At 68.8% G+C, this 25,350-nt stretch carries 25 protein-coding genes and 1 pseudogene; 20 read left to right on the top strand and 6 right to left on the bottom strand.

Going from position 1 to position 25,350, the window contains the following annotated elements:
• Nucleotides 1-42: 42 nt before the first annotated feature.
• The 4 genes from oxyR (at nucleotide 43) to ASD72_RS09960 (ending at nucleotide 3,272) form a co-directional block, all read left to right on the top strand.
• Entirely contained in the window at nucleotides 43-1,002 is a 960-nt protein-coding gene (gene oxyR, locus ASD72_RS09975; protein ID WP_056879741.1) for a DNA-binding transcriptional regulator OxyR, read from the top strand.
• 112 nt (nucleotides 1,003-1,114) lie between these two features.
• Complete coding sequence (gene rnk / locus ASD72_RS09970) at nucleotides 1,115-1,555, top strand: nucleoside diphosphate kinase regulator (RefSeq protein WP_056879740.1); 441 nt, start codon at nucleotides 1,115-1,117, stop codon at nucleotides 1,553-1,555.
• A 113-nt stretch (nucleotides 1,556-1,668) separates the two neighbouring features.
• Nucleotides 1,669-2,634: a transaldolase gene (locus ASD72_RS09965; RefSeq protein ID WP_056879739.1), complete on the top strand. Its 966-nt coding sequence runs from the start codon at nucleotides 1,669-1,671 to the stop codon at nucleotides 2,632-2,634.
• The gene (locus ASD72_RS09960; RefSeq protein WP_056879738.1) at nucleotides 2,631-3,272 is read left to right on the top strand and encodes a hypothetical protein; all 642 of its coding nucleotides are present in this window, start codon (nucleotides 2,631-2,633) and stop codon (nucleotides 3,270-3,272) included. Before ASD72_RS09965 ends, ASD72_RS09960 begins: the two co-directional genes overlap by 4 nt.
• A gap of 116 nt (nucleotides 3,273-3,388) precedes the next feature.
• Here the strand turns inward: ASD72_RS09960 and msrA are convergent, their stop codons facing one another.
• From msrA to ASD72_RS09945, 3 genes are read right to left on the bottom strand one after another with little or no spacing between them, the layout of a single operon-like run.
• Complete coding sequence (gene msrA, locus ASD72_RS09955) at nucleotides 3,389-4,039, bottom strand: peptide-methionine (S)-S-oxide reductase MsrA (protein WP_056879737.1); 651 nt, start codon at nucleotides 4,037-4,039, stop codon at nucleotides 3,389-3,391.
• A gap of 30 nt (nucleotides 4,040-4,069) precedes the next feature.
• Nucleotides 4,070-4,339 carry a DUF2007 domain-containing protein gene (locus tag ASD72_RS09950; protein ID WP_056879736.1) on the bottom strand — a complete coding sequence of 90 codons (270 nt, stop codon included), beginning with the start codon at nucleotides 4,337-4,339 and terminating at the stop codon, nucleotides 4,070-4,072.
• A 32-nt stretch (nucleotides 4,340-4,371) separates the two neighbouring features.
• Complete coding sequence (locus ASD72_RS09945; RefSeq protein ID WP_056879735.1) at nucleotides 4,372-5,046, bottom strand: glutathione S-transferase; 675 nt, start codon at nucleotides 5,044-5,046, stop codon at nucleotides 4,372-4,374.
• A 91-nt stretch (nucleotides 5,047-5,137) separates the two neighbouring features.
• On the opposite strand from ASD72_RS09945, the gene ASD72_RS09940 reads away from it, so the two are divergent.
• From ASD72_RS09940 to ASD72_RS09915, 6 genes are all read left to right on the top strand, one after another.
• Entirely contained in the window at nucleotides 5,138-6,895 is a 1,758-nt protein-coding gene (locus ASD72_RS09940) for a glutamine--tRNA ligase/YqeY domain fusion protein (RefSeq protein WP_056879734.1), read from the top strand.
• Between the two features lie 88 nt (nucleotides 6,896-6,983).
• Nucleotides 6,984-7,400 (top strand): hypothetical protein, encoded by a 417-nt coding sequence (locus ASD72_RS09935; RefSeq protein WP_081420253.1) that lies wholly within the window; start codon nucleotides 6,984-6,986, stop codon nucleotides 7,398-7,400.
• Complete coding sequence (locus ASD72_RS09930) at nucleotides 7,400-7,960, top strand: nucleoside deaminase (protein ID WP_056879733.1); 561 nt, start codon at nucleotides 7,400-7,402, stop codon at nucleotides 7,958-7,960. Before ASD72_RS09935 ends, ASD72_RS09930 begins: the two co-directional genes overlap by 1 nt.
• Nucleotides 7,961-8,004: 44 nt before the next feature.
• Nucleotides 8,005-9,057 carry a 23S rRNA (cytidine(2498)-2'-O)-methyltransferase RlmM gene (gene rlmM / locus ASD72_RS09925; protein WP_056879732.1) on the top strand — a complete coding sequence of 351 codons (1,053 nt, stop codon included), beginning with the start codon at nucleotides 8,005-8,007 and terminating at the stop codon, nucleotides 9,055-9,057.
• Nucleotides 9,058-9,092: 35 nt separating this feature from the next.
• A complete protein-coding gene (locus ASD72_RS09920; RefSeq protein WP_056879731.1) occupies nucleotides 9,093-10,022 on the top strand; it encodes an SMP-30/gluconolactonase/LRE family protein in 930 nt (309 codons plus the stop codon).
• Between the two features lie 71 nt (nucleotides 10,023-10,093).
• The gene (locus ASD72_RS09915) at nucleotides 10,094-10,816 is read left to right on the top strand and encodes a hypothetical protein (protein ID WP_056879730.1); all 723 of its coding nucleotides are present in this window, start codon (nucleotides 10,094-10,096) and stop codon (nucleotides 10,814-10,816) included.
• A gap of 6 nt (nucleotides 10,817-10,822) precedes the next feature.
• Here the strand turns inward: ASD72_RS09915 and ASD72_RS09910 are convergent, their stop codons facing one another.
• From ASD72_RS09910 to ubiH, 3 genes are read right to left on the bottom strand one after another with little or no spacing between them, the layout of a single operon-like run.
• Entirely contained in the window at nucleotides 10,823-11,950 is a 1,128-nt protein-coding gene (locus ASD72_RS09910; protein WP_056879729.1) for a Gfo/Idh/MocA family oxidoreductase, read from the bottom strand.
• A gap of 54 nt (nucleotides 11,951-12,004) precedes the next feature.
• Complete coding sequence (locus ASD72_RS09905) at nucleotides 12,005-13,192, bottom strand: UbiH/UbiF family hydroxylase (RefSeq protein WP_056879728.1); 1,188 nt, start codon at nucleotides 13,190-13,192, stop codon at nucleotides 12,005-12,007.
• A complete protein-coding gene (gene ubiH / locus ASD72_RS09900) occupies nucleotides 13,189-14,397 on the bottom strand; it encodes a 2-octaprenyl-6-methoxyphenyl hydroxylase (RefSeq protein ID WP_056879727.1) in 1,209 nt (402 codons plus the stop codon). Before ubiH ends, ASD72_RS09905 begins: the two co-directional genes overlap by 4 nt.
• A 98-nt stretch (nucleotides 14,398-14,495) precedes the next feature.
• On the opposite strand from ubiH, the gene ASD72_RS09895 reads away from it, so the two are divergent.
• From ASD72_RS09895 to ASD72_RS09850, 10 genes and pseudogenes are all read left to right on the top strand, one after another.
• Nucleotides 14,496-15,098, top strand: a complete 603-nt coding sequence (locus tag ASD72_RS09895) for a hypothetical protein (protein WP_056879726.1) — start codon at nucleotides 14,496-14,498, stop codon at nucleotides 15,096-15,098.
• Nucleotides 15,099-15,115: 17 nt separating this feature from the next.
• Nucleotides 15,116-15,679 (top strand): cob(I)yrinic acid a,c-diamide adenosyltransferase, encoded by a 564-nt coding sequence (locus ASD72_RS09890; protein ID WP_056879725.1) that lies wholly within the window; start codon nucleotides 15,116-15,118, stop codon nucleotides 15,677-15,679.
• Nucleotides 15,680-15,683: 4 nt separating this feature from the next.
• The gene (locus ASD72_RS09885) at nucleotides 15,684-16,592 is read left to right on the top strand and encodes a histone deacetylase family protein (protein ID WP_056879724.1); all 909 of its coding nucleotides are present in this window, start codon (nucleotides 15,684-15,686) and stop codon (nucleotides 16,590-16,592) included.
• A 130-nt stretch (nucleotides 16,593-16,722) separates the two neighbouring features.
• A complete protein-coding gene (gene lptD, locus ASD72_RS09880) occupies nucleotides 16,723-19,188 on the top strand; it encodes an LPS assembly protein LptD (protein WP_056879723.1) in 2,466 nt (821 codons plus the stop codon).
• A pseudogene (locus tag ASD72_RS09875) lies at nucleotides 19,185-20,495 on the top strand (peptidylprolyl isomerase); the annotation flags it as partial. The gene lptD and the pseudogene ASD72_RS09875, both read left to right, overlap by 4 nt.
• A gap of 19 nt (nucleotides 20,496-20,514) precedes the next feature.
• Nucleotides 20,515-21,492, top strand: a complete 978-nt coding sequence (pdxA, locus tag ASD72_RS09870) for a 4-hydroxythreonine-4-phosphate dehydrogenase PdxA (protein ID WP_056879721.1) — start codon at nucleotides 20,515-20,517, stop codon at nucleotides 21,490-21,492.
• Nucleotides 21,493-21,539: 47 nt separating this feature from the next.
• A complete protein-coding gene (gene rsmA, locus ASD72_RS09865; RefSeq protein WP_056879720.1) occupies nucleotides 21,540-22,328 on the top strand; it encodes a 16S rRNA (adenine(1518)-N(6)/adenine(1519)-N(6))-dimethyltransferase RsmA in 789 nt (262 codons plus the stop codon).
• A 56-nt stretch (nucleotides 22,329-22,384) separates the two neighbouring features.
• Nucleotides 22,385-22,765 carry a Co2+/Mg2+ efflux protein ApaG gene (apaG, locus tag ASD72_RS09860; RefSeq protein WP_056879719.1) on the top strand — a complete coding sequence of 127 codons (381 nt, stop codon included), beginning with the start codon at nucleotides 22,385-22,387 and terminating at the stop codon, nucleotides 22,763-22,765.
• 12 nt (nucleotides 22,766-22,777) lie between these two features.
• Complete coding sequence (locus tag ASD72_RS09855; protein ID WP_056879718.1) at nucleotides 22,778-23,632, top strand: symmetrical bis(5'-nucleosyl)-tetraphosphatase; 855 nt, start codon at nucleotides 22,778-22,780, stop codon at nucleotides 23,630-23,632.
• Between the two features lie 2 nt (nucleotides 23,633-23,634).
• Nucleotides 23,635-24,300: a DUF1287 domain-containing protein gene (locus ASD72_RS09850; protein ID WP_056879717.1), complete on the top strand. Its 666-nt coding sequence runs from the start codon at nucleotides 23,635-23,637 to the stop codon at nucleotides 24,298-24,300.
• The last annotated feature ends 1,050 nt before the right edge of the window (nucleotides 24,301-25,350 follow it).

The following is a 25,350-nucleotide window of genomic DNA, read 5'->3' as shown; positions in this document are numbered from 1 at the left end:
GCGGCTGCCGCCCGCTCCGCGGTTCCTTGAGGGAGGGTTCCGATGAATCTGCGCGACCTGAAGTACCTGGTGGCCCTGGCCGACCACAAGCATTTCGGCCGGGCCGCCGCGGCCTGCTACGTCAGCCAGCCCACGCTCTCCACCCAGATCAAGAAGCTGGAGGACGAGCTGGGCGTGCCGCTGGTCGAGCGCGCACCGCGCAAGGTCATGCTGACGCCCGCCGGGCGCGACGCCGCCGACCGCGCGCGTCGCATCGTGGCCGAGGTCGAGCAGATGAAGGAAGCCGCGCGCCGCAGCCAGGATCCCGAGGCCGGCACGGTGCGGCTCGGCATCTTCCCTACCCTCGGCCCCTACCTGCTGCCGCACGTCGTGCCGCGCATCCGCACGCGCTTCCCGGACCTGGAACTGCTGCTGGTCGAGGAGAAGAGCGACGTGCTGCTCTCGCGCCTGCGCGAGGGCAAGCTCGATGCCGGCCTGCTGGCGCTGCCGGTGGCCGACGACCAGCTGCACACGGAATTCCTGTTCGAAGAGCCCTTCGTTCTCGCCGTGCCGGAATCGCATGCGCTCGCGCGCCGCGATTCGCTGGCGCTGGCCGAACTCGCCGACCAGCGCCTGCTGCTGCTGGAGGACGGGCACTGCCTGCGCGAACAGGCGCTCGATGTCTGCCGCCTCTCGGGCGCGAACGAGAAATCCGAGTTCCGCGCCACCAGCCTGGAAACCCTGCGCCAGATGGTCGCCGCCGATGTCGGCATCACCCTGCTGCCGACGCTGGCGGTGAAGCCGCCCGTGGCGCGTTCGGAGAACATCCACCTGCTGGGCTTCAGCGATTCGCACCCGAGCCGGCAGATCGCGATGGTATGGCGCAAGAGTTCGGCGATGAGCGACTTCCTGCAGCAACTGGCGCGCGTGTTCCGCGAACTGCCGCCGGGCCTGTTCGAACCCGAGACCGGCGGCGCGCAACCGCCGGCCGGGCGTCCCACGCCGCGCGCGCGCGCGGCTTGAACCGCACCGCCTTCCGGGCTACGGTAAGGCGGCAAACAGGACTCCGATGGGCGGCGCGGCGACGCGTCGCCCGTTTCCTTTTGCGCGACCCCAAAATCCACAGAGAACCCCGATGAACAACACCCGCACCAGCGGCCTGCCGCCCTCGCTTCCCCCTCTCGTCGTGTCCAGCCGCGATCTGTCGCGCCTGGAGGCCCTGCTCGATACCCCCGTGCTGCGCCGGCACCCGGCCGCGCTCGCACTGATGGACGAACTCAACCGCGCCGACGTGCGCATGCCGGACCGGATGCCGGACAACGTGGTGACGATGCACTCGCGCGTGGAGTGCGACGACGAACTCACCGGCGAGCACCATCGCCTGACCCTGGTGTATCCCCACGAAGCGAACGTCGAGACCGGACGGGTATCCGTGCTCGCGCCCGTCGGCAGCGCCCTGCTGGGCCTGGCCATCGGCCAGACGATCGACTGGCATGCGCCGGGCAACCGACCGCTGCGCCTGCGGGTCACCGCCATCGACTACCAACCCGAAGCCAGCGGCGACCTGCACCGCTGAGGGCGCAACGCGCGCTATCGCGTCAATCCACGAAAAGTACGCTCCCGCGGCCGGGCCTGCCCCCGCGGGACAGGGCATACTTGTCATCCGATTCCCCCGCCTCGCCGAATCCCATGTCCGATACGTCCCCCTCCAAGCTGCAGCAGCTCCGCGAACTCTCCGTCGTCGTCGCCGATACCGGCGACTACGACGCCATCAAGCGCCTCAAGCCGGTGGATTGCACCACCAATCCCACGCTGGTGAAGAAGGCGCTGGACCTGCCGGTGTACGCCGAGCTGATCGAAGAACAGCTCGCCTGGGCGCGCGCGCAGGGCGGCGGCGAAGCACTGGTGGACGAGGTGGTCGACCGCCTGACGGTCGGCGTCGGCGCCAAGCTCGCCGGCCTGATCCCCGGCCGCGTGTCCACCGAGGTCGATGCCGACCAGGCCTACGACACCGCCGCGACGGTCGCCAAGGCGCGCAAGTTCGTGCAGATGTACGCCGACCAGGGTATCGGCCGCGATCGCATCCTGATCAAGGTCGCCTCCACCTGGGAGGGCGTGGAAGCCGCACGCGTACTGCAGGCCGAAGGCATCGACTGCAACCTCACCCTGATCTTCAATCCCACCCAGGCGATCGCCTGCGCGGAAGCCGGCGCGTTCCTGATTTCGCCGTTCGTGGGCCGCATCCTCGACTGGTACGTGGCCAACGGCCAGGCGCCGGCGACCATCGACGAAGACCCGGGCGTGGTGTTCGTGCGCGGCGTCTACGCCGAGTTCAAGCGCCGCGGTTCGCCCACCGTGGTGATGGGTGCGTCGTTCCGTTCCACTGCGCAGATCGAGGCCCTGGCCGGCTGCGACCGCCTGACGATTTCACCCGACTTGCTGGAGAAGCTGGACCAGGACCACGGCGAGCTGCCGCGCAAGCTGTCGCCCACGGCCGCTGAAGCGGTCACTGCGGCACCGGTGACGGCCGAGAGCTTCGCCGCCGCGATCGAAGCCGATCCGATGGCGAAGGAAAAGCTCGCGACCGGCATCGAGATCTTCGCCAAGGACCTGGCCGCCCTGCGCGCCACCATCCGCGAGAAGCTCACCGCGTGAGCCTGCGCACCCTGCTGGTGATCGGCATCCTGGTCTGCCTGGCGGGGTGGTGGTTCTCCGAAAAGCGGGAAGGTCCCCGCGCACCTGCCGCGGCCGGCGACCTGACCTTGGCCTGCCCGTTGCCGCCCCGCGTGGCATCGGGCGAGCCGCCCCTGCAGACGGACGTGCCGGGTAGCCTGGCGCCGTTTGCCCTCGACGCCGCCACACTGACGCCGCTCGCGGGCTTCAGCGTGGAAGCGCGCGTGCTGTCGCGCGAGGATTACCGTAGCGGCCGCGAGTCGGACCTGTCGCCGACCGACCTGGCGCTGGGCTGGGCACGGATGACGGAAGACGCGGTGATCGATGCGCTGGACATCAGCCAATCCTCACGCTGGTACCACTACCGCTGGAGCGACCAGCCGCCGCTGCCGGCGAGCGAGATCGCCCGCAGCAGCGCCAACATGCACATGATCCCCGGCAACGACAGCGTCGCGCAGGCGCTCGCCGGCGTGCGCAAGGGCGAACGCGTGCGGATCGATGGCTGGCTGGTGGAAGCGAATGCGCGCGACGGCTGGCGGTGGCGCAGTTCCACCAGCCGCACCGATACCGGCGGCGGCGCCTGCGAAGTGGTCTACGTCTGCGGCGTCACGCGGTTGTAGGAGGGGCTTCAGCCCCGACCGGAACAGGCGCTATCCCGCATGGCTCCTGCTGTTGGTCGTCAACTGCAAGCTTCTATGCGGTCGGGGCTGAAGTCCCTCCTGCAGGATCCCCGGTATCAGGCATCCAGCCCGATCGGACAACTCACGCCCGTACCGCCGAGCCCGCAGTAGCCGTTCGGGTTCTTCGCCAGGTACTGCTGGTGATAGTCCTCGGCGTAGTAGAAGGCCGGCGCGGGAAACACGACTTCCGTCGTGATGTCGCCGTAGCCCGCCGCGCGCAGCGTCTGCTGGTAGGCCTTCAGGCTGGCTTCGGCGGCGGCCTGCTGTTCGGGCGTATGGCAGTGGATGCCGGAGCGGTACTGCGTGCCCACGTCGTTGCCCTGGCGCATGCCCTGGGTGGGGTCGTGGCTTTCCCAGAACACCTGCAACAGGCGTTCGAACGACACCTGCGCCGGGTCGTAGACCACTTTCACGACTTCGTTGTGGCCGGTCTGGCCGGAGCAGACTTCCTCGTAGGTCGCATTCGGCGTACCACCGCCGGCGTAACCCACCGACGTGCTGTACACACCGGGCACGTTCCAGAACTTGCGTTCCGCGCCCCAGAAACAGCCCAGGCCGAACTCGACCTGCTGCAGCCCGTCGAACGCATCGCGCAGCGGGCGTCCGTTGACGAAATGGGCGTTGTGCAGCGGCAGCGGCGCGCTGCGCCCCGGCAGCATGTCTTCCGCGCGCGGCATGCGCTGCTTGTAGGCTCCGATACCCAGCATGGCGAACCTCGTGTGTCGGGGGAAAGCGGATCAGGCCGGCAGGATGCCCAGGCCTTCGTCGTCGCCTTCCAAGATGGGGCCGTTGCCGCCCGAATCCAGTCCCAGGCCCTTCACGATCCCTTCCGCGTCGGGGAACGCTGTGTCCGGCACGCAGACGCGCAACACGCCGAACAGCGGCAGTTCGCCCATGCCGCCCAGCAGCGACTCGCCGAACACGAACGCCGGGATCTCCGCTTCCTCCAGCGCGTGCTTCACCAGATGGGCATCGAACAGGTTGTCGGCCAGATAGACCACGCGCATGGATACGTCCTCCGCCGCCAGCCTACACCCGCTCAGGCGGGCAACGGCTTGCGCAAGGCGTCGGTGGCCGGCACAGATTCAGGCTCAACCGCGGCTGCGGCCCGCCATGCCTGCATCGCCGGCAGCGCGAACAGGGCCTGCATGTAGCGACGCGCGGTGTCGTCCACGCCCACGCCATAGCCGTCGAAGCGCACCGCCACCGGCGCATACATCGCATCGACGATGCCGAACCCGCCGAACAGGAAGTCGCCATCGCCGCCATGCGCCGTGCGCAGCGCGCGCCATAGCGCCTGGATGCGGTCGATGTCGCGCTGGGCCGCGGCGTCCCAACGGTAGGCATCCGGCGTGCGCCGGCTGTTCATCGGCAACTGCGTGCGCAGGGCGGTGAATCCGGAATGCATTTCCGCCGCCGCCGCACGTGCCACCGCCCGCGCGGCGCGGTCGCGCGGCCAGCCCTGGCCGTCCAGCCAGCGCTCGTTGGCGTACTCGCAGATCGCCAGCGAGTCCCAGACATGCACGCCCCCATCGTGGAGGGCGGGCACCTTGCCGGTCGGGGAATGGCGTCCGACCTCGGCGGCGAACTCGGGCGTATCCAGCGGCAGGCGGATCTCCTCGATCTCCACGCCGAAGTGCCGCAGCAGCAGCCACGGGCGCAGCGACCAGGACGAGTAGTTCTTGTTGCCGATGACGAGCGTCGGGAGGCTCATGCGGGGGGCCAGGTGCGCGAAGGCTGTTCAGGATAGACCAGCGCGGGCGCCAGACCGGCTAAACTGGCGTTTTTCCACGCCTCCACGCCCGATGTCCGACACTGCCGCCCCTTCCGCCCCCCTGTCTGACGATGCCGCCCCCGAAAAGCGGGACTTCATCCGCCAGATCGTGCGCGAGGACCTGGCCAGCGGTCGCCACACCTCGGTGAAGACGCGTTTCCCGCCCGAACCCAACGGCTACCTGCACATCGGCCACGCCAAGGCGATCTGCCTGGACTTCGGCATCGCTGGCGAGTTCGGCGGCGTCTGCAACCTGCGCCTGGACGACACCAACCCCGCCAAGGAAGACCCCGAGTACGTGCGCGCCATCCAGGACGACGTGCGTTGGCTCGGCTTCGACTGGCATGACCTGCGCCACGCGTCGGACTACTTCGAGGTGCTGTACCTCGCCGGTGAAAAGCTGATCCGCCAGGGCGACGCCTTCGTCTGCGACCTGAGCGCGGAAGAAGTGCGCGAGTACCGCGGCACGCTGACCGAACCGGGTCGCAACTCGCCCTACCGCGACCGCGGCGTCGAGGAGAACCTGGACCTGTTCCGCCGCATGCGCGCGGGCGAGTTCCCGGACGGCGCGCGCACGCTGCGCGCGAAGATCGACATGGCCAGCGGCAACATCAACCTGCGCGATCCGGCGCTGTACCGCATCAAGCACGTCGAGCACCAGAACACCGGCAACGACTGGCCGATCTATCCGATGTACGACTACGCGCACTCGCTGAGCGACGCGGTGGAAGGCATCACCCATTCGCTGTGCACGCTGGAATTCGAAGACCACCGCCCGCTGTACGACTGGTGCGTGGACAAGGTGGACCTGGCCGGCTCGCCGGACCTGATCGCGCCGCTGCTGGCCAAGGGCCTGCCGAAGGAAGCGAGCAAGCCGCGCCAGATCGAGTTCTCGCGCTTGAACTTCAACTACCTGGTGATGAGCAAGCGCAAGCTGCTCGCGATGGTGGAAGACAACCTGGTAGACGGCTGGGACGACCCGCGCATGCCCACGCTGCAGGGCATCCGTCGCCGCGGCTACACGCCGGCGGCGCTGCGCCTGATGGTGGACCGCGTGGGCATCAGCAAGCAGAACTCGCTGCTGGACATCTCCATCCTCGAGGGCGCGTTGCGCGAAGACCTGGATGCCGCCGCACCGCGCCGCATGGCGGTCATCGATCCGGTGAAGCTGGTGTTGGCGAACCTGCCGGACGGGCACGAAGAAACGCTGACGTTCTCCAACCATCCGAAGGACGAGTCGTTCGGCCAGCGCAGCGTGCCGTTCTCGCGCGAGCTGTGGATCGAGCGCGAGGATTTCGAGGAAGTGCCGCCGAAGGGCTTCAAGCGCCTGACCACGGGCGGCGAAGTGCGCCTGCGCGGCGCCGGCATCGTGCGCTGCGATGAGGTGATCAGGAACGACGCCGGCGAGATCGTCGAGCTGCGCGGCTGGCTGGACCCGGAATCCCGTCCCGGCATGGCCGGCGCCGAACGCAAGATCAAGGGCACCATCCATTGGGTCAGCGCGAAGCATGCGGTCGAAGCGGAGGTGCGCCTGTACGACCGCCTCTTCACCGTCGCGAATCCCGATGACGATGCCGAAGGCAAGACCTATCGCGATTACCTGAACCCCGAATCGCGCCGTACGACCACCGGCTACGTGGAACCGGCCGCCGCCGATGCCGCGCCCGAGCAGTCGTTCCAGTTCGAGCGGATCGGTTACTTCGTCACCGACCGCTACGACCATGCGGCCGCGCGCCCGGTGTTCAACCGCAGCGTCACCCTGCGCGACACCTGGGCGACGAAGGCCTGAGCCGGGCGGCCCCAGGCGGCGCTTTCACCGACCGTTGAGGCGGCCGGCCTCAGGCTGGCGTTTCATCCATCCCGGAAAGGAGTTCGCCATGCCCCGCACCGCCCTGCGCCTGCCGCTCGCCTTGTCGTTGATGCTGGCCGCCGTCTTCACCCTGGCCGGTTGCGCGGCACCCGCTGCATCCGGGGACGGGGCCGAGCCGCCCGCGACCTCCACGCCGGCCCCGAAGCCGACGGGAGGCACGCTGCCACCGCGCCGGGCCGGTGCGATCACCGTCGACTATGCCTGCGGCAGCAACGCCGACTGCGCCGTGAAGGACGTCGGCAACTGCTGCGGCAGCATGCCGGCCTGCGTCAACAAGAACAGCCCGACCGATCCGCAGGGCGTGCGCGCGCAGTGCGCCGCCAGCGGCATGGCAGGCATCTGCGGCTTCGCCGAGGTGACCGCCTGCCAATGCGTGAGCGGTCGCTGCGAAGCCGATTCCTCTTCTCCTCCCCCCGCACAGTGATGCTCCACCAACAGATCCATCTGACGCTGCCCGCCTGGACCCACGACCTCGTCGACCCGGCCGCCACTTACGCCAGCGACGAGGACAAGGTCGCGCTGGCCATCGATCTCTCGCGCCGCAACGTGGACGCCAACACCGGCGGCCCGTTCGGCGCGGTGGTGTTCGGGCCCGATCATCGCGTGATCGCGCTGGGCGTGAACCGGGTGATGCCTCACACCTGTTCGCTGGCGCATGCCGAGAACATGGCCTACATGCTGGCGCAGCAGCGCCTGCAGACGCCGCGGCTCAACGACCGCATGGCGCCGGTGACCCTGGCCACGTCCTCGCAGCCCTGCTGCCAGTGCTATGGCGCCACCGTGTGGGCCGGCATCGACCGCCTGCTGATCGGCGCGCGCGCGGAAGACGTGATGGAGCTGACCGAGTTCGACGAAGGCCCGCTGCCGGCGGACTGGGTAGGCGAGCTCAACAAGCGCGGCATCGAGGTCGTGCGCGACCTGCGGCGCGACGACGCGCGGGCGGTGCTCAAGCACTACGGCGAGAGCGGCGGCGACCGCTACTGATCCAACGGCTGCGCCGCGCATCGCGTCGCGGCTACACTGTCCCCATGTCATCGACGACCGGCCTGCTGGGCTACTGCCGCCAGGGATTCGAACCCGAACTCGCCGCCGAGCTGAGCGAACGCGCGGCGCACGCGGGTTTCGCGGGCTATGCGCGCGCGCAACGCAACGACGGGCACGTGCTGTTCGTCTGCGAAGACGCGGCCGGATTGGATCGCGCCCTGCCCTGGCGCGACCTGATCTTCGCGCGGCAGAAGCTGCGCGTGCTCGCCGAGCTGCGCGGCATCGACCCGAAGGACCGCATCACGCCGCTCCTCGCTGCATTGGCGGGCGCTGGACGCTTCGGCGACCTGTGGGTGGAACACCCCGATTCGGATACCGCCAAGCCACTGGCCGGATTGGCGCGCAGTTTCGGCAACGCCCTGCGCCCGGTGCTGCGCAAGCAGGGCTTCCTCAGCGAGAAGGAAGACGCCCGGCTGCCGCGGCTGCATGTGGTGTTCGTGCAGGGCGACCATCTGTTCCTGTGCGTCGCCGATACGCGCGACAGCGCGCCCTGGGCGTTGGGCATTCCGCGGCTCAAGCTGCTGCCCGATGCCCCGTCGCGTTCCGCGCTGAAGCTGGAGGAAGCCTTCCTCTCGCTGCTCGACGATCGCCAACGCGAAGCCCTGCTCACACCGGGCATGACCGCCGCGGACCTTGGCGCCGCGCCCGGCGGATGGACCTGGGTACTCACCCGCCACCACTTGCGGGTGACCAGCGTGGACAACGGCCCGCTGCGCGAGCATGTGCTGGCCACCGGGCTGGTGGAGCACCTACGTGCCGACGGCTTCCACTGGAAACCACCGCATGCGCTGGACTGGATGGTCTGCGACATGGTGGAACAACCGCGTCGCGTGGCCGAGCGCATGGCGCAGTGGTTCCGCGAAGGCTGGTGCAAGCACGCGGTGTTCAACCTCAAGCTGCCAATGAAGAAGCGCTGGGACGAAACCCGCCTGTGCCTGGACCTGTTCGCCGAACAGGCCGGCCGGCCACTCGAGATCCGCGCAAGGCAGCTGTACCACGATCGCGAAGAGATCACCGTGTTCGCCACGCCGGGCTGACCCGGCAGCAAGGCTACGCCGCCAAGGGGAAACGGATGACGGCACGACGCTTCAGGCACCTGGCCGCGGGCATCGCGCTCCTGCTCGTGGGTTGCGCACAGACGACCGCCAGCACGCCCGCGCCCGACGACACCTTGTACGTGGCGCGCGATGTGGTGGGCGACGGCATCTTCAGTGCCGGCATCGAAGGCCCCGCGTGGGGTCCCGACGGCGCGCTGTACGCAGTCAGCTTCGGCCGCGACGGCACCATCGGCCGGGTGACGTTCGACGCCGACGGGAGCGGCAACGCAGCGCTGTTCGCCACGCTGCCGGCAGGCAGCACGGGCAATGGCATCCGCTTCGCGGCCGACGGCAGCATGTTCATCGCCGACTACAGCGGACACCATGTGCTGCGCATCGCGGCGGGAGCACGCGAAGCGGCGGTATTCGCGCACATGCCGCAGGCGAACCAGCCCAACGACATCGCACTCGCACCGGACGGCACGCTGTACGCCAGCGACCCGAAGTGGGCCGACAACACCGGCCAGTTGTGGCGCATCGACCGCACGGGCACGCCGCATCTTCTCGAAACGGGCATGGGCACCACCAACGGGGTGGAGGTCAGTCCGGACGGCAAGCGCCTGTACGTCAACGAGAGCGTGCAGCGCACCGTGTGGGTCTACGACCTCCTCGCCGATGGCGGCGTGACGAACAAGCGCCTGTTGATCGCCTTCGACGATCACGGCCTGGACGGCATGCGCACCGACGTGAAGGGCAACCTGTACATCGCGCGCTACGGCGCCGGCGCGGTCGCGATCGTCTCGCCCGAAGGCAAGGTACTGCGCGAGGTAGCGCTGAAGGGGCGGAAGCCCACCAACGTCGCGTTCGGCGGACCGGACGGCCGCACGGTGTACGTCACCCTGCAGGACCGCGGGGCCATCGAGGCCTTCAGGGCCGAAACCCCGGGCCGCGAAGCCGGCCTGTGATGCGGGACACGACGGGTCTCAGGCACTGACATCCCCGCGTGGCAAGATGCCTCCCTGACAAGGAGACCGCCATGCTGCCGATCGAACTCAAGGACCCTGCCGGCTTCGGCACCGAGTTCATGCGCCTGACCCTGCTGCAGGGTTTCCAGTCGCTGACCAAGCGCGACCTGGAACTGTTGATGTTCGTGCTGCTGGAGCGCGATGGCGCGATCGGCCGCGACGAATCCAACTTCACCGTCGCCGGCAAGCTGCGGGTCACCCCCGCCAAGATCAAGGCACTGCGTCGCGACGGCTACGCCCGCTGGCGCGCATTGGTGCCCGAGGAACGCGACGCGGCGCTGCAGCGCATCGTGGCGACCGTACTCACCGAAACCAACCTGAAGGCCGGCGCGAAGCACGTCAGCGAGCGCAGCCGCAAGGACGGCTTCCTCGCCATCCGCATCGAGCATCCGGACGACCACCAGCAGTTCGAACAGGCCATCCTCGACGTGGGTGCGCTGCCGGTCTACGAGCGCAACCGCGAAGTCGTCGCGGTGCGCTTCGATACGCTGCTGGCGATCGCCGAGCGCTGGGGCTACCTGCAACCGGATCCGGCGGCGGTCGTCGCGGAACTCAGGAAGCTGACCCCGACGGCCGAAGAAGTCGCCGACCTGCTGAAGAAGGACGTCAGCAAGCTGCGCTGGCAGGACGCGCGCAATGCGCTGAACAGCCTGGGCGCCAAGGCCGTCGCCAGCACCGCGGAGGGTGGACTGAAGGGGTTGCTGAAGATCGTGTTCCCTTTCATTCCCGGCTGAGCCCCGTCACACCGTCGCGATCTCGACGCGCTTTCCGCCCGCGCGCGCCGAGGCGAAGATCGCATCCAGCGCGCGCATGTCGCGCAGCCCTTCCTCGCCGGGCACGCGCGGCGCACGTCCTGCCAGGATCGCCAGCGCTTCGGCATCCATCTGGCGTGCCTGCTGGGCGGGCGTGGCGCCGATGGCGGCATCGAAGCGGCGACCATCGCTCGCTTCGCCGCGCACGCCCTCGTAGGCCTGGAACGGCGACAGTTCGTACCAGCCCTTCGCGCACTCGGCGCGCAACAGGTTCATGTTGCGGCCGAAGCTGGTCGCGCAGTCCGCCACGATGCCCTCGGGGAATTCGAGTGTGAAGCGCATCGATTCGTCGACACCACGGAAGATCGCCGGCCGCTGGATCTCCTGCGTGGCCGTCACCGCGAGCGGCTCCTTGCCCGCCGTGTAGCGCGCCGCGTTGAGCGCATAGACGCCCATGTCGTACATCGCGCCCCCGCCCCGTGTCGGATCGAGGCGCCAGTTGTCGCCGCTCGCGCCGTCGAACCCGTGGAAGCCGGCCTCGGCGCGGATGCGCTGCAGGCGGCCGAAGGATCGCGTCTTCGCCAGGGCCATCACCGCCTGCGTGTTGGGTTCGTACTGCATGCGGTAGCCGATGGCGAGCTGGACGCGGTGGTGCCGACAGGCATCGATCATCGCGCCCGCTTCTGCGGCATCCATGGCCATCGGCTTCTCGCACCACACGTGCTTGCCCGCCGCCGCCGCGCGCAGGGTGAACGGCTTGTGCAGATGATTGGGCAGGACGACGTAGACCACGTCGATGTCCGGGTTGTCGGCGATGCGGTCGAAACCGTCGTAATCGTAGACGTTGCGATCCGGAATGCCGTATCGCCGCTGCCACTCGGCCGCCTTCGCCGGCGTGCCGGTGACGATGCCGGCCAGGCGGCAATGTGTCGTGGCCTGCAAGGCGGGCGCGAGCAGGTCGCGGCTGTAGTACCCCAGGCCGACCAGGGCCACGCCGAGCGGACGCGAACTCTTCGCGCGCGCGCGTGGCAGTGCGCCGGCCAGGCCCGCCGCGCCCAGGGCGCCGAGCAAGCGCCGACGCGCGGGATCATGCACGGGAGAAGCGTCGTCGTTCATCGCGGCAACCTCGTGGGGAACCGCGAGGCTACCGCATGGCTGCGGCGAATGTCGTCAGCGCGCGCGCTGGCCGGCCGCGTGCCGCCAGAAGAAATCCACCAGCGGCGGCAGCTTGCCCGCCAGGCCGAGCAACGGGCCGCGCAGCAGGGTCAGGTGCATTTCGTCGTTGGAAAACAGACGATTGATGCCATCGAAGGCGTGCGCCGCGGTGGCATTCTCGCTGCGGCGCTGACGCGCCCAGCGTTCCAGCCGGTGCGGCGCGTCCCAGTCTGCGCGCTTGGCCACGGCCGCACGGATGCCGTCACGCAATGCCGCCACGTCGCGAAGGCCAAGATTGACGCCCTGCCCGGCCAGCGGATGCACCACGTGCGCGGCATCGCCCGCGACGATCACGCGGCCGGCGACATAGTCCTTGGCCAGTTGCCGCTTCAACGGGAAGGCGGCGCGCGGAGAGGCGAGCGCGACTTCGCCCAGCTGTCCCCCCATCGCCTGCCTGAGTTCCCGATTGAAGTGGCCATCATCGATGGCCAGCACACGTGCGGCCTCGGTGTCGGGCAATGTCCAGACGATGGAACTCAGGCCGTCCCCGAAAGGCAGGAAGGCCAGCGGTCCGGTGGGCAGGAAGCGCTGCCATGCGGTGTCTTCGTGCGGCTGTTCGGTGCGGACGAACGCGACCACGCCACGCTGCGCGTAGTCGCGACCGCTGACCTCCAGGCCGGCCAATCGACGCAACGTGGAATCGGCACCGTCGGCGGCCACCGCCAGGCGCGCATCCAGGCGCGTGCCATCGTCGAGCCGGAGCACGACGCCATCGGCGTCCTGCTCCATCGCGTCCACGCGCGCCGGGCAGCGGATGTCGACGCCGGCTGCGGGCAGGGCCGCCCACAGGCGATCCACCAGCAGCGCGTTCTCGATGATCCAGCCGAGTTGGGTACGGCCCAGCGCGTCGGCATCGAAACGGAGTTCATCGCCGCCTGCCGCATCCCACACGCGCATGCGGCGGTAGGGATGCGCCCGCGCCTCACGCACGGCCGACCACGCGCCGGCGTCTTCCAGCAGCGCGGCGTTGTCGGGCGCGAAGGCGTACACGCGCAGGTCGGGCTGTTCGCGCGACCAGCGCGCGGGTTCGCGGCCTTCGACCAGCACCACCTGCAGGCCTTCGCGCGCGAGCACCAGCGCGCAGGCCGCACCCACCACGCCGCCACCGACCACGGCGACATCGATCTGTCCGCGACGCTTCATGCCGCTTCTCCCCGGCAGAGGGCCGGCACGTCGCCACGGAACCCCATCGCGCCGCCCACCAGGAACGCCTGCAGCGAGGCATTGGCATCCACGGCGGCGAGGCCCAGGCTGCGCAACGGACGCAGCAGCGGCGAAGGATTGGACGTCAATCGCGCCAGACCATCGGAGAACGCCAGCGTGCGCTCGCGGTCTTCCTGCCGGCGCGCGGCATACCGCGCCAGTGCGACCGGATCGCCGGGATCGCCCGCGCGTGCGATTTCCTCGGCGAGCGTCAGCGCATCGCGCAGGCCAAGGTTGAAGCCCTGTGCACCGATCGGATGGATCGTCTGCGCGGCATTGCCCAACAGGACCGCGCGTTCACCAACCACGCGCTGCGCGACCACACGCGTCATCGGGTAGGCGCTGCGCTCACCGCTTTCCAGCAACCGGCCGATACGCCAGCCCACGTGCCGCTGCAGGCGCTGCAGCCATGCGGCGTGGTCGAGCGCGGCGACCGCCTCCGCCTGCGCCTGCTGCACGCCGTGCACGACGCCCCAATGACGGTCCCCGCGCGGCAGCAACGCCGTGGGTCCGTCTTCACGGAAACGTTCGTAGGCGGTGCCGTCCGGCGCACGCTCGGCGCGTATGCGGGCAACGAACAGAGTCTGCCCGTAATCGTGCGTGTCCGCCGCGATGCCCAGGGCCTCGCGCACGCTGCTGTGGGTGCCGTCGGCGGCGACCACCAGGCGCGCGCGCAGCTCGCGCACCTGGTCGCCCGTGGCGAGGCGGACGATGCGATGGCCGTCGTCGGTTCCGCCCAGGTCGGTGAAACGCGCGGGCCGGTAGCGCGTCAGTCCGCGCAGGTCCTGCAGGCCGGCTTCCAGTGCCTCGCCGAAGTCGCGCGCCACGACCACCTGGCCGAAGGCCTCGCGCGCATAGTCGGCGGCGTCGAGCCGCACCCGGCCGAAGTCGCCCTGCCGGCTGATGTGGATGCGGCGGATGGGGCCGGTCGGCGCGCGCAGGCGGCCCATGATGCCGAGCGCGCCGAGCGCATTGACGGTGGCGGCGGCGAAGCTGAGGTTGCGCTGGTCGAACACGGCCGGCATCTGTCCCGCCGGCGCGGCCTCGACCAGCCCCACGTCGAGACCCTGCCGGTCCAGGGCGATCGCGAGGCTGGCGCCCACCAGGCCTCCGCCCACGATTACTACGTCATGCCGATCTGTCATCCCGTCATGATAGCGCCCCACCCCGCGGCGCCGACCCGGCGGCCCGGTGCGCGCCGGCTCCGGTAGAATGCGGGGCTGAGTCTCCGGAACCGTGCCTGATGAACACCACTTCGCAACGCGCCATCGTCCTGGCGCTGGTCGCCGCCCTGCTGGTCCTCACCCGTCTGCACCTGCCCACCACGTTCGGCCACATCGGGCCGCTGCCCGACGCCAGCTGGGCGGCGTTCTTCATCGGCGGCTACTACCTGCGCAGCTGGTCGCGCTGGGCGTTCCCGCTGTTCATGGCGGCAGCGGTCGCGGTCGACTACGTGGTCATCAGCGGCCAGGGCATCAATTTCTGGACGCACTACTGCGTGTCCGCAGCGTACTGGTTCCTGGTCCCCGCCTATCTGGCGATGTGGGCCGGCGGTGCGCTGGTGCGCCGCTACCAGACCGCACGCCACGGCCGCACGCTCGCGCTGCTGGTGGGCAGCCTGCTGGTCTCGGCCACCGTCTGCCACCTGCTGAGCCAGGGCAGCTTCTACTGGCTGAGCCCGGTCGTCAGCGAACCGACCTTCGCCGGCTGGTGGAAGAACTTCAGCGACTGGTACCTGCCGTACCTGCGCGTGGCCGCGATCTACGTGGGCCTGGCGGTCATCGTGCACGTGATGGTCGAGCAGGTCGCGCGCCTGGCCAAGCCGCACGGCCGCACCGCGGACTGACCGGTCCCGCGCGGACGATGGGCAACCGCCTCTCGAAGATCTACACCCGCACCGGTGACGACGGCAGCACCGGCCTGGGCGACGGCACGCGCGTGGGCAAGGACTCGGCGCGCGTCACCGCCTACGGCACGGTGGACGAAGCCAATTCGGCGATCGGCGTGCTGCTGGCGGTCCCCAGCGTGGCGGAGGACATCCGCACGCTGCTGACCACGGTGCAGCACCAGTTGTTCGACCTGGGGGGTGAGCTGTGCATCCCCGGCCATGCCGCCATCACCGGCGAGGACGTGGACGCGCTCGAGCGCCAGCTCGACCACTACAACGACGACCTGCCGCCGCTGAAGGATTTCATCCTGCCGGCCGGGGGCGAGGCGGCCTCGCGCTGCCACCTGGCGCGCACCATCGTGCGCCGCGCCGAGCGCGAGACGGTCACCCTGGCCCGCCACGATGCCGTGCGGCCGGAGGCGATCCGCTACCTCAACCGGTTGTCCGATCTGCTGTTCGTGCTGGCCCGCGTGCTGGCCCGTGCCGACGGCCACGGCGAGGTGCTCTGGAAGCACGAGCGGCGGCACGCCCCGCGCTGACCTCGTGATCATCTTCACCCACCCCGCCTGCCTGGCCCACGATCCCGGACCCGAACATCCGGAGCGCCCGGCGCGGCTCGAGGTGGTGCTGGAGGTGCTGCGCCGCGAACACGGCGACGTCGAATGGCGCGAGGCGCCCATCGCCAAGCTCGGCGACCTCCGCCGCGTGCATGACGAAGCCCTGGTGAACGATGTGTTGGACGCGGACGTCGCGGGCTACCGGATGCTCGACCCCGACACGGTCCTGTGTGCGGCCTCGCCCGCCGCCGCGCTGCGTGCGGCCGGTGCCGGCGTGGCGGCCGTCGATGCAGTGATGAATGGCGAAACGTCCACGGCCTTCTGCGCCGTGCGCCCCCCGGGCCACCATGCCACCAGCGGCACGGCGATGGGCTTCTGCCTGTTCAACAACATCGCCGTGGCCGCCGCCTACGCCTGCGACCGCCATGGACTGGAACGCGTGGCCGTCGTGGATTTCGATGTCCACCACGGCAACGGCACCCAGGCGATCTTCTACAATGACCCGCGCGTGGCCTACTTCAGCAGCCACGAGTCGGGCATCTACCCGCACAGCGGTGCCCCGTACGAGCGCGGCGCGGGCAACGTGTTCAACGCGCTGCTGCCGCCCGGCAGCGGGGGCTTCCGCTTCCAGAACACCTGGGCGGACGAACTGCTGCCGGCGCTTGACGACTTCAAGCCGCAGCTGTTGCTGATCTCCGCCGGCTTCGACGCGCACATGCGGGACCCGCTGGCCGACCTGATGCTGGAGACCGAGGACTTCGGCTGGCTGACCCGCCAACTGCGCACCCTGGCGCAGCGCCATGCCGGCGGCCGCGTGGTCTCCATGCTGGAGGGCGGCTACGACCTGGACGCCCTGCGCGACTCCGTGGCCGCGCACGTCGACGAACTCCGCTGAGGCCGCGGACGCCGCGCCCTTCCGCCTCGCTGAACCCCGCCCGACACCGCGCCGCCTGCCTTCATTGCCCGCATGCAGGGGATGGGGCAAGCTAACGACCGTTTTGACCCGTCAGCGAGCCCAGCACCGCGTGCGTCCTGTCCTCCGCCTGCTCCCGTTGCCCTTCAGCATCGCCCTGTGCCTGCCCGCGCTGGCCGACGATGAGAAGCCAGAAAGCTGGGCCCTGTGCCCGGTCCAGGACGTGATTCCGGTCTTCAGCGAGGCGCCGCAGACCGTCGCGGGCAGCAGCGCCCAGGCGACGCGCGAGCAACGGGCGGAACAGCCCACCTCGATCGAGGGCGACCAGCTGTCCGGCACCGAGGCCAACCCTGAGTACAGCGGCGCAGTCCAGCTCGTCAGGGGCGACCAGTTCCTCGGCGCCGACAACCTGAAATACGACCAGGAAAAAGATACCTACGTCGCCGATGGCCACATCCGCTACCAGGACGCCGGCATCCGCCTGATCGCCGACAGTGCGCGCGGCAACCAGGGTGCCGACTCGCATCAGATCGACAACGTGCGTTACCAGCTGGTCTCGCGGCGCGGCAACGGTGGCGCGGACCGCATCGACATGAAGGGCCCGGAAGGCAGCCTGCAGCACTCCACCTATTCCACCTGCGATCCCCAGGACCGCCGCTGGGAGCTGCGCTCGCGCCGGATCGACATCAATACCGACGACGGCTGGGGCGTGGCGCGCGGCGCGACGATCCGGCTGGGCAAGGTGCCCGTCCTGTACGTGCCCTACCTGAAGTTCCCGATCGACGACCAGCGCCATACCGGCCTGCTGTACCCCGCGATCGGCCTGTCGGGCCGCAACGGCTTCGACTGGAAGCAGCCGATCTACCTCAACCTGGCGCCGAACTACGACGCGACGCTCGAACCTCGCTACATGAGCGAGCGCGGGTTCCAGATGGGCGCCGAGTTCCGCTACCTCTATGAGAAGGGTCGCGGCGAGATCCAGGGTACCTGGATGACCCGGGACGACCTGGTCCGCGACCGCATGGGCGAAGCGGACTACGACCCGCTCAACCCGAACAACCCGGACCCCGATGACGGGCGCGGTTTCCTGGCATTCGAAGGCAACCACCGGTTCAACCGCCACTGGCAGGCGCGGGCCAACCTGATCTGGCTGAGCGATGCGCGCTATCAGGAGGATTTCGGCAATTCCCTGTACGGCCAGGCATATTCCTCGGTCACCAGCACCGCGGGGGTTTACGGTTCAGGAGAGTTCTGGACCGCCGGCGTGATGGCGGACCATTGGCAGCTGTCCGACTACCTGACCAGCGAACGCTCGCTGCCCTACAACCGGTTGCCGCGTACGTACCTCAACTGGAACCAGCCGTTGAGCCGCTGGATCAGCGTGGGCGGTCATGCCGAAGCGGTGCAGTTCCAGCATGACGAGAAGCCCGGCGGCAGCCGCATCGACATCAAGCCGACCATCTCGCTCCCTTTCCAGGGGGCCGCGTGGTACGTCACGCCGACGCTCGCCTATCGGCACACCGAGTACCGGCTGGATGCCGAACTGGCGCAGGAAATCGCGGTAAGCCGGGCGGGCGAAACGTACGGCTTGCCGGCCGACCAGCTCACTCCGGCGATGATCGCCGAGTTCTATGACCGCTCACCCAGCCGCAGCCTGCCGATCGGCTCGCTGGACGCGGGGGTGTACTTCGATCGCGAGACCGAGATCAAGGGCGATCGCTTCCTGCACACGCTGGAACCCCGCCTCTTCTACCTCAACGCGCCGTACCGCGAGCAGGACGGCCTGCCGATCTTCGATACCCGTCCCTTCAACTTCAGCTACGGGCAGTTGTTCCGCGACAACCGCTACACGGGCCCCGACCGCCAGACGGATGCGAACCAGCTGACCCTGGCCCTGACGACCCGCCTGCTGCGGCAGAAGGACGGCTTCGAACGCCTGTCGGCCAGCATCGGCCAGATCCGCTATTTCGACGACAGCCGCGTCACCGCCCCCAATGAAGTGCCGCTGGAACAGGGCAAGTCGGCGTGGGTCGTCGACGCCAATTACGCCCCCACCGACCGCTGGACCATCGGCGCCTCGTACCAGTGGGACCCGAAGTTCCGCCGCGAAGATCTGGCCAGCGTGCGCGCCCGCTACCTGCTGCCGGACGATGGCGTGGTCAACATCACGTACCGTCGGCGACGCGACCTGCTGGAACAGGCGGACTTCTCGTTCCTGTATCCGGTCACGCCGTCCTGGAGCGTCGTCGGTCGCTACTACCATTCGTTCTACCGCGACGCCGCCACCAACCAGGAACCCGGCCTGCTGGAAGGCGTGGCGGGCGTGCAGTGGGACAGTTGCTGCCTCGCCGTCCGCGCCCTCGTTCGCCGCTACGTGCGCAACCGCGAGGGCGACATGAATACCGGCTTCCAGGTCGAATTCGTCCTGAAAGGCCTGGGCTCGGCAGGCCAGGACACGGAGCGCACCCTGCGCCGTGCTATCCTCGGCTATTACCGAGACGACCTCTATCTCGTCCCGCCTAGCAATATCGCGCAGCGACCGGACGATACCTCTTACGATCCGGATCCGATCCCATGAACAAGCCGATTTCCCGCCTCCTGATCGCCAGTCTGCTGGCCTTCTCCACGGTCGCCACGCCGGTATTGGCCCAATCGCTGCAGCCGCTGGATCGCATCGCTGCGGTCGTCAACGAAGAAGTCGTGCTGCAGAGCGAACTCGACCGCGCCGTGCAGAACGTCATCAGCCAGTACGCCAACCAGCCCGGCCAGCTGCCGCCGCGCGCGGTGCTTGAGCGGCAGGTCCTGGAGCGCCTCGTGCTGGTGAAGCTGCAGGTGGCGCGCGCCGCCGAGAGCGGCATCCGCATCGGCGACGCCGAACTCAACAACGCCGTCAATGCCGTCGCCCAGCAGAACGGCACCACGGTGGACGGCCTGCGCCAGCGGCTCGAGGCCGACGGCATGTCCTTCGCCGAGTTCCGCAGTTCGCTGCGCGACGAGATCACCATCCAGCGCCTGCGCCAGAGCTATGCGCAGAGTCGCGTGCAGGTGAGCGAGGGCGAAGTCGACGCCGCGATCGCAGCGCAGGCGGCCACCGGCGCGCAATACCACCTGGCGCATATCCTGGTGGGGTTGCCGGACGGCGCAAGCGCCGAGCAGATCAATACCGGCAAGGGCAAGGTCGACGGCATCAAGGCGCTGATCGACAAGGGCGAGCTGGACTTCTCCGCAGCCGCCGTCCGCTATTCCGACAGCCCCAACGCGCTGGAAGGCGGCGACCTGGGCTGGCGTAGCGTCGATGAGATCCCCGCCGCATTCGCGAACCTGCTCAAGAGCATGAGCCCGGGACAGGTCGTGGGCCCGCTGCGTGGTCCCAGCGGCTTCCAGTTGCTCAAGCTGGTGGAAGTACGTGATGCCGCGCAGGCCGAAAAGCGCAACGTGACCGAGTTCCACGCCCGCCACATCCTGGTCCGCGTCACCCCTACCCAGGATGTCGCAGCGGCCAAGGCCAAGATCGACACCCTGCGCGCCCGCATTTCCGGCGGCGCGGATTTCGTCGAGGTCGCCAAGGAGTCCACCGAGGACGCCAACAGCCGCGAGGACGGCGGCGACCTGGGCTGGTTCCCGGCAGATGCCTTCGGTCCTGCCTTCGGCCAGGAAGTGACCAGCCTGCAGGATGGCCAGGTCAGCGCGCCGTTCCGTACCGATGCCGGCTGGCACATCGTGCAGCGTGTCGAAAGCCGCCAGACCGATGTGACCGACCAGAACCGCCGCGCGCAGGTCCGCGAGACGATCGGTCGCCGCAAGGCCGAAGAAGAGTACAACCGCTACCTGCAGGAACTGCGTGGCGAAGCCTACGTCAGCTTCCGCACCGGTGACCGCGCCGAGACCACGCCGGGCGGCTGACATGCTGCCTCGGCTCGCGCTGGTGCCGGGCGAGCCGGCGGGCATCGGCCCTGAGCTTTGCGTGCGGCTGGCCCAGCAGCCGCGCACCGATTGCACCCTGCTTGCCTTCGCGGACGCGGCTACGCTCACGTCCGCCGCAGAGGCGCTGGGGCTGCCATTGCACCTGATCGAAGAGGACGCTGTTGCCGCGCGCCCTGGCGACCTGCGGTTGCGTCCAGTCCCCAACACCGCGCCGAATACGTTCGGCCACACCGATCCACGCAATGCGCGTGCCGTCATCGATGCCCTGACGAACGCGGCCAGCGCCTGCCTGGCCGACGAGCTCGATGGCCTGGTCACCGGCCCCGTGCACAAGGCCGCCATCAACGCGGGCGGCATCGCGTACAGCGGCACGACCGAGCTGCTCGCCGAACAGGCCGGCCTGCCGGTAGTGATGATGCTGGCGAACGAGATCGTCCGCGTGGCGCTGGCCACCACCCACCTGCCGCTCCGCGACGTGCCGGATGCCATCACGGCCAGTGCCCTGGAAGAGGTGCTGCGCATCACCGACCGCGCACTGCGCACCGACTTCGGCATCGCCCACCCGACACTCGCCGTACTCGGACTCAACCCGCATGCCGGTGAGGCGGGGCATCTGGGGCGCGAGGAGATCGACGTCATCGAACCCGTCCTGCACGCGCTGCGGGCGGATGGACTGGAACTCGTCGGCCCGTTGCCCGCAGACACCGCCTTCCTGCCGCAGAAGCTGCGCGGCTTCGACGCCGTCGTGGCGATGTACCACGACCAGGGCCTGCCGGTGCTCAAGTACAGCGGCTTCGAGCAGGCCGTGAACCTGACGCTCGGCCTGCCCTATCCGCGCGTGGCCGTCGACCACGGCACGGCACTCGACCTTGCCGGCAAAGGCATCGCCGACCCGTCCAGCCTGTTCGCCGCCGTGTCCACCTGTGCGCGCATCGCGGCGACCCGCCGCGCGCGCTGACGCACGCCGATACCGCGCGGCCCGCGGCGTTCCCGCATAATCCGCGCATGTCGCATTTCAAGGCTCCCCCCAAGAAGTCCCTCGGCCAGCACTTCCTGACCGATCGCGCCTACATCGAGAAGATCGTCATGGCGGTGAACCCGCAGCCCGGCGATCGCCTCGTCGAGATCGGTCCGGGCCAGGGCGCCATCACTTTCCCGCTGCTGCGCAAGCACGGCGAGCTGACCGCCATCGAGTTCGACCGCGACCTCATCACGCCGCTGATGGAGGCCTCGGAGGGTGTGGGCCGCCTCACCATCATCCACAAGGACGTGCTGGACGTGGATTTCGGCAAGCTCGCGGGCGAAGACACGCTGCGTCTCGTCGGCAACCTGCCCTACAACCTGTCGTCGCCGATCCTGTTCCATGCCATCGAGCACGCGGCCTCCATCCGCGACATGGTCTTCATGCTGCAGAAGGAAGTCGTGGACCGCATGGCCGCCGAACCCGGCAGCAAGGTGTACGGACGCCTCAGCGTGATGCTGCAGGCCTACTGCCGCGTGGACAGCCTGTTCGTCGTGCCGCCGGGCGCGTTCCGTCCGCCGCCGAAGGTGGATTCGGCCGTGGCGCGCCTGGTGCCGCGTGCGGCGGACCAGGTGGGCCTCCACGATCATCGTCGCTTCGCCGACGTGGTGCGTGCCGCCTTCGGCCAGCGTCGCAAGACGCTGCGCAACGCGCTGTCCGGCACCTGCACCACCGAGCAGATCGAAGCCGCCGGGCTGCGTCCCGACCTGCGCGCCGAACAGGTGGCGGTCCCCGACTTCATCCGCCTGGCGAACCAGCCCGACGCGCCCTGATCGCGCGGAAACCGGCGTTGTTTCCGCTTTGACGTGCCATTGCATACACTGAACGCATGGATTCCCCCGACTACGCCATCGACGTCGACGTCGCCACGCGTTTCCTGGACGATCAGTCCGCGCCCGAGGACGGGCGCTATGTGTTCGCGTACACCATCCGCATCCACAACCGCGGCAGCGTCCCGGCGCAACTGTTGCGCCGGCACTGGGTCATCACCGACGCCAACGGCAAGGTGCAGGAAGTGCACGGCGAAGGCGTGGTCGGCGAACAGCCCTGGCTGAGGCCGGGCGAGGATTTCCGCTACACCTCCGGCGCCGTCCTCGAGACCGCGCTGGGCACCATGCAGGGACGCTACGACATGCTCGCCGACGACGGCACCCGCTTCGACGCCCCCATCGCCACCTTCACCCTGTCCGTTCCGCGGACGCTGCACTGAGGCCCTGGCGCGATGAGTGTCTGGGCCATCGGCGACCTGCAAGGCTGCTACGACGCGACGCAGCGGCTGCTGGAGAAGATCCGCTTCGATCCGGCGCAGGACCGGCTGTGGTTCTGCGGCGACCTCGTGAATCGCGGCGGCCAGTCGCTGGAGACGCTGCGCCTGGTGCATTCGCTGCGCGAACACAGCGTCGTCGTGCTGGGCAACCACGATTTGTCCCTGCTGGCGATCGGCGAACGTTCGCCGGATGAGCAGCGCAAGGTCAATCCCGACTTGCAACGCGTGGTGCTGGCCGACGACGCGCGCATGCTGCTGGACTGGCTGCGCCTGCAGAAACTGCTGCACGTGGACCGCGACCTGGGCTGGATGATGGTGCACGCCGGCCTGGCGCCGAAGTGGACCACCACGCTGGCCGAGAAGCACGCGCGCGAAGTCGAGGTGCAACTGCACGGCAACGGCTACCGCAAGCTGTTCCGCAACATGTACGGCGACAAGCCGAACTGGGCGCCGCACCTGTCCGGCCACGACCGTTCGCGCGCCATCATCAACGTGCTCACCCGCATGCGCTATTGCACGCCGCGCGGGCGCATGGCGATCGAGGAAAAGGGCGCGCCGGGCCGGCAGGCCCAGGGGCTGTATCCCTGGTACGAAGTGCCTGGCCGCGCCGAGCGCGACCTGAAGATCGTCTGCGGCCACTGGTCCACGCTCGGCCTGATGATCGGCCACGGGGTGCATGCGATCGACACCGGCGCGGTCTGGGGCGGCAAACTCACCGCGTTGCAGCTGGACACCGACGATGTCCGCCTCGTGCAGGTGGCAGGGCGCGACGTGCCGCCGCCGCCCAAGGGCGAATTACCCAAGGATTGAGCATGCGGCTGGCACGGCTCCCGACGCTGTGCGTGGTGGTGCTGGCGCTCGCGGCGTGCCGCAATGACACGCCGGTCGCCGTCGCGCCTGGCGCACCCCCGGCGACCGTGGAAGACACGCCACCTGCGGTCTCCCCGCCACTGGTGTCCGCGGCACGCGCACAGATCGGCGTGGTCCGTCTCTACGACCCCACCTACTTCAGCCTGCCTTATCCCGGCGGCGACGTACCCGCCGACCGCGGGGTCTGCACCGACGTGGTGATCCGCGCGCTGCGCACGCAAGGCCTCGACCTGCAGCAGGCCATCCACGACGACATGCTGGCGCACTTCGACCTGTATCCCCGCCAATGGGGATTGAGCCGCACCGACCGCAACATCGACCACCGCCGGGTACCGAACCAGATGCGCTGGTTCGAGCGGCACGGATGGGAACAGGCCATCGGACGATCGCCAGACGATTTCGCGGCAGGCGACATCGTGGCATGGAAGCTCAGCGGTAGCGGCCTGCTGCACATCGGCATCGTGTCCGACAGGCGCAGTCGCGACGGCACACCATTGATCCTGCACAACATCAGCGCAGGCACGCAGGAAGACGACCTCCTGTTCGATCACGCGATCATCGGCCATTACCGCCAGCCGACGGACATGGCATCCGGCGCATCCCGATAACGTCGAATGGCACGGCGACGCGCTGGGATTGCGCTTCGCTTCATCCCAGCCTACGGATGCTGGGCGCTCGCGATCCTCCGTAGGCTGGGTTGATAAACCCGGCGCCCGGTATCGCCTCGGTCGAAGATCGCGCTGCCGGGATTGCGCTTCGCTTCATCCCAGCCTACGGACGCAGGGCGCTCGCGATCCTCCGTAGGCTGGGTTGATAAACCCAGCGCCCGGTATCGCCTCGGTCGAAGATGGCGCTGCCGGGATTGCGCTTCGCTTCATCCCAGCCTACGGATGCAGGGCGCTCACGATCCTCCGTAGGCTGGGTTGATAAACCCAGCATCCGGTGCCGCTTCGGTCGAAGAGGGTGATGCTGGGATTGCGCTTCGCTTCATCCCAGCCTACGGATGCAGGTCGCTCACGATCCTCCGTAGGCTGGGTTGATAAACCCAGCGCCCGGTATCGCCTCGGTCGAAGATCGCGCTGCCGGGATTGCGCTTCGCTTCATCCCAGCCTACGGATGCAGGGCGCTCGCGATCCTCCGTAGGCTGGGTCGATAAACCCAGCACCCGGTATCGCCTCGGTCGAAGAGGGTGATGCTGGGATTGCGCTTCGCTTCATCCCAGCCTACGGATGCGGGGCGCTCACGATCCTCCGTAGGCTGGGTTGATAAACCCAGCACCCGGTATCGCCTCGGTCGAAGATCCCGCTGCCGGGATTGCGCTTCGCTTCATCCCAGCCTACGGATGCGTGGTCCTCACGATCCTCCGTAGGCTGGGTTGATAAACCCAGCGCGCGGTGCCGCTTCGGTCGAAGAGGGTGATGCTGGGATTGCGCTTCGCTTCATCCCAGCCTACGGATGCGGGGCCCTCGCGATCCTCCGTAGGCTGGGTTGATAAACCCAGCATCCGGTGCCGCCTCGGTCGAAGATCGCGCTGCCGGGATTGCGCTTCGCTTCATCCCAGCCTACGGATGCGGGACCCTCACTATCCTCCGTAGGCTGGGTTGATAAACCCAGCACCCGGTATCGCCGCGGTCGAAGATCCCGCTGCTGGGATTGCG

The organism is Pseudoxanthomonas sp. Root630, from assembly GCF_001427585.1.
Classification (GTDB): Bacteria; Pseudomonadota; Gammaproteobacteria; order Xanthomonadales; family Xanthomonadaceae; genus Pseudoxanthomonas_A.
The sequence above is the reverse complement of the archived record's forward strand: the minus strand, read 5'-3'. Positions and strand labels throughout refer to the sequence as shown.

Bases quoted from the DNA above. Each gene is read 5' to 3' on its own strand.
- oxyR (WP_056879741.1), top strand. From the start codon at position 43: ATGAATCTGCGCGACCTGAAGTACCTGGTGGCCCTGGCCGACCACAAG.
- rnk (WP_056879740.1), top strand. From the start codon at position 1,115: ATGAACAACACCCGCACCAGCGGCCTGCCGCCCTCGCTTCCCCCTCTC.
- ASD72_RS09965 (WP_056879739.1), top strand. From the start codon at position 1,669: ATGTCCGATACGTCCCCCTCCAAGCTGCAGCAGCTCCGCGAACTCTCC.
- msrA (WP_056879737.1), bottom strand. From the start codon at position 4,039: ATGCTGGGTATCGGAGCCTACAAGCAGCGCATGCCGCGCGCGGAAGAC.
- ASD72_RS09950 (WP_056879736.1), bottom strand. From the start codon at position 4,339: ATGCGCGTGGTCTATCTGGCCGACAACCTGTTCGATGCCCATCTGGTG.
- ASD72_RS09945 (WP_056879735.1), bottom strand. From the start codon at position 5,046: ATGAGCCTCCCGACGCTCGTCATCGGCAACAAGAACTACTCGTCCTGG.
- ASD72_RS09940 (WP_056879734.1), top strand. From the start codon at position 5,138: ATGTCCGACACTGCCGCCCCTTCCGCCCCCCTGTCTGACGATGCCGCC.
- ASD72_RS09935 (WP_081420253.1), top strand. From the start codon at position 6,984: ATGCCCCGCACCGCCCTGCGCCTGCCGCTCGCCTTGTCGTTGATGCTG.
- ASD72_RS09930 (WP_056879733.1), top strand. From the start codon at position 7,400: ATGCTCCACCAACAGATCCATCTGACGCTGCCCGCCTGGACCCACGAC.
- rlmM (WP_056879732.1), top strand. From the start codon at position 8,005: ATGTCATCGACGACCGGCCTGCTGGGCTACTGCCGCCAGGGATTCGAA.
- ASD72_RS09920 (WP_056879731.1), top strand. From the start codon at position 9,093: ATGACGGCACGACGCTTCAGGCACCTGGCCGCGGGCATCGCGCTCCTG.
- ASD72_RS09915 (WP_056879730.1), top strand. From the start codon at position 10,094: ATGCTGCCGATCGAACTCAAGGACCCTGCCGGCTTCGGCACCGAGTTC.
- ASD72_RS09910 (WP_056879729.1), bottom strand. From the start codon at position 11,950: ATGAACGACGACGCTTCTCCCGTGCATGATCCCGCGCGTCGGCGCTTG.
- ASD72_RS09905 (WP_056879728.1), bottom strand. From the start codon at position 13,192: ATGAAGCGTCGCGGACAGATCGATGTCGCCGTGGTCGGTGGCGGCGTG.
- ubiH (WP_056879727.1), bottom strand. From the start codon at position 14,397: ATGACAGATCGGCATGACGTAGTAATCGTGGGCGGAGGCCTGGTGGGC.
- ASD72_RS09895 (WP_056879726.1), top strand. From the start codon at position 14,496: ATGAACACCACTTCGCAACGCGCCATCGTCCTGGCGCTGGTCGCCGCC.
- ASD72_RS09890 (WP_056879725.1), top strand. From the start codon at position 15,116: ATGGGCAACCGCCTCTCGAAGATCTACACCCGCACCGGTGACGACGGC.
- pdxA (WP_056879721.1), top strand. From the start codon at position 20,515: ATGCTGCCTCGGCTCGCGCTGGTGCCGGGCGAGCCGGCGGGCATCGGC.
- rsmA (WP_056879720.1), top strand. From the start codon at position 21,540: ATGTCGCATTTCAAGGCTCCCCCCAAGAAGTCCCTCGGCCAGCACTTC.
- apaG (WP_056879719.1), top strand. From the start codon at position 22,385: ATGGATTCCCCCGACTACGCCATCGACGTCGACGTCGCCACGCGTTTC.
- ASD72_RS09855 (WP_056879718.1), top strand. From the start codon at position 22,778: ATGAGTGTCTGGGCCATCGGCGACCTGCAAGGCTGCTACGACGCGACG.
- ASD72_RS09850 (WP_056879717.1), top strand. From the start codon at position 23,635: ATGCGGCTGGCACGGCTCCCGACGCTGTGCGTGGTGGTGCTGGCGCTC.